Raw genomic sequence first — 2,451 nt, forward strand, 5'->3', positions numbered from 1 at the left:
AAGTGTTATGGAGATATCTGAGTCAAAGGTTTTTGCTCTGTTCACAACTACCGGCGTCGTATGCGCCTTCGGTTTGTTGATTGTATTTGGCCCAAGTCCAGAGGATGAGGTCCAGGTTGTATCCGGAATACACCCTTGGGAGAACTTCATAATCGGTTATGGCCTGCTCGCCATGTTTCTAAACATTTTCGTGGCGGCATTTGATGCGTTTTCTCTCGGTTACAAGTGGTGGGGGTGGCTCAGTATATTTGCTTGGCCCGTTTCATTCGTGTTCGTCTGGCTATCAGTTTTCGGCTATTTTCGTAAACGAGGCTCGCATGAAAACACTTAACAAGTCGCTCGAGTTCGCTCCGGCCCTGGTCGGGCCTGCGCCGGACGGGTTTTCCGCTCCGCTACAAACCCGCCGCTCAGCTCGGCGTTAGCGCGAAGGGGGTAAGCAATGACAGGTTACGAGGAACTTCTCAATGCTATTCGGGAGTATTCAGAGAAGTTCCGCCACCCGTCGATGCAGAAATTTTTGTTTGGGGAACTTTATGACCTCTTCCCCCCGGCCGGCTCCCCGGGTTCCGAATGCGGATTACATTGGCCGCAGACATGGCCCAATTGCCATGATGCTGGTGTCTATGCAATTTTCAACTCAGAGCTTGATGTTGCTTATATTGGCAAAGCTTCTCATAACAGTAGCATCGGGGGGCGACTATCCTCATATTTTGTCTATGGGGAGGGCAGGTCATGCTCCATTAAGCACTGGGGGAATTGGATAAGGAAGCCTAGGTATGTTTGGAGTGTCGCAGTGCCAGCTGAAACTCCATTTGAAGCATCTGCTCTGGAGGAGTATTTGATTGACAGATTGCAGCCGATTGACAACATGCGTGGAGTGTCGCGTGAGCGCTAACCAGTCGCTCGAGTTCGCTCCGGCCCTGGCCGGGCCTCCGCCGGACGGGTTTTCCGCTCCGCTACAAACCCGCCGCTCAGCTCGGCGTTAGGAAGTCGAATTATGAGGCTCTTACTTTCTCTGGCTTTCATTCTTGCAGCGGTCGATGCGCCAGATAAGGCGTGGTGGGTGACTGAGCAGGTTGCGCCTACCGATACGGAATATCTTGGTCATTCGGTTGATACGCTGAGATCTGAGTTTGAAAAAGTCGCTATTTTTACCTGTGGATCTGACGGCGTGTTCTCGTCTTCCCAGTGTCAAGAATTGGCGGAGCAGGGGGCGATGTTTCGCGTTGAAATGTCACCCGGTAATGCATCTGAGGCTTTGCGTTGGGAGGTAGGGCTGGCTGAAACGGAGGCGGGCCAGGATTACAAGATTCTCATTGCCTCAAGTCTGAAGGACGATGAAATTGAGGCCGTATTTTCTGAATATACAGTAGACACGCACTTCTCTGCGCTTTTTGTACGCGATGGTAGCCTTTTTTGGACTCATTGCTTGGAGTGCGGTCAGTTTGCCGAGGTATTGTATGAAGCGGGCCGCTGGATCCTGGATTGGGGTGATGAGTACTAGACTTCCTAACCAGTCGCTCGAGTTCGCTCCGGCCCTGGTCGGGCCTGCGCCGGACGGGCTTTCCGCTCCGCTCCAAGCCCGCCGCTCAGCTTTGCGTTATGCAAAATTATTGTCCTTTACCGAACATTAAGACGTTGGAAGGCCAATTCTGAGCAGAACTGGAGATTAAAACTAATTGACTAGCACTGCAGATAACTCACAGCAGGCTGTAGCCTTGATTAAGTTTTTCAGTGAAGAAAAGCATTATTTGGCATTCAAAGATGGTTGCTCTTTCTTTCGAACTCCTCACTACTTCAGAAAGCGTGAAGATGTAGGAAGGGGAGACAGAAGTGAATCCTGTCTAGGGTACTGGGACACGGAGCGGGGAGACCAAATGCCAAACTTGGTTAGAAATGGTGAGCCAATCGACATTGAAAATGCTAAAAGCGTCTTAATATACCCAGCGCATGAGCAGCAAGATTCGTGGTTGCAATCTTGGTGTGTGATAGGGCCGCATAATGAGTTTGAACAATCATTAGAAAGGATGCTAGAAGAGTTCGGGACTTATTTTGTTGTCTTGCCTGCTAAACATATTATCACTTATGCCAATTTAGTTGGTCAGGCAAGCGGCGATAAGGTTCGTTATGGCTTGGTTCAGTACTCTGATAATCCATTAGATCGTTCACTTACAGTCAAAGACTCTAAATTTAGCTACCAGAAAGAGTTTCGCTTTTATGTTGGGCAATGTGAAAAAGATGAAATTCAAGACAAGGAGCTCCGTCTACAGGGGGTAAATAATGTTTTACTTGAAGCTGGCACCTTAAAACTTGAAAGCCCTTCTGGTGTGGTTAGGTACTGCTCCCAAGGTCGAAAGGAAGTGGTGCTTGCATGATCGCTAACTTACAAATAAGCAATTCAATTAAAATCTTGCATAACAATGCGTTGCACCGGACAAGCCGGTGAACGCA

General features: G+C 49.1%; 3 protein-coding genes. All 3 read left to right on the forward strand.

Translation table 11 applies throughout. The features are described from left to right. Positions 1-331 (forward strand): hypothetical protein (locus VCB98_RS13735; protein WP_346053500.1); only part of this gene is annotated, 331 nt, incomplete at its 5' end. 666 nt (positions 332-997) lie between these two features. Next, on the forward strand, positions 998-1,504 hold the full coding sequence (locus VCB98_RS13740; protein ID WP_346053501.1) for a hypothetical protein: 507 nt from the start codon (positions 998-1,000) through the stop codon (positions 1,502-1,504). A 175-nt stretch (positions 1,505-1,679) separates the two neighbouring features. Further along, positions 1,680-2,375, forward strand: coding sequence for a hypothetical protein (locus VCB98_RS13745; protein ID WP_346053502.1), 696 nt, complete (start codon positions 1,680-1,682; stop codon positions 2,373-2,375). Positions 2,376-2,451: the final 76 nt, after the last annotated feature.

The sequence above is a fragment of the Natronospira elongata genome (assembly GCF_034931365.1).
In the GTDB taxonomy this organism is placed as follows: Bacteria; Pseudomonadota; Gammaproteobacteria; order Natronospirales; family Natronospiraceae; genus Natronospira; species Natronospira elongata.

Excerpts from the sequence above, each read along its gene's own strand:
- VCB98_RS13740 (WP_346053501.1), top strand. The coding sequence starts at position 998 with ATGAGGCTCTTACTTTCTCTGGCTTTCATTCTTGCAGCGGTCGATGCG.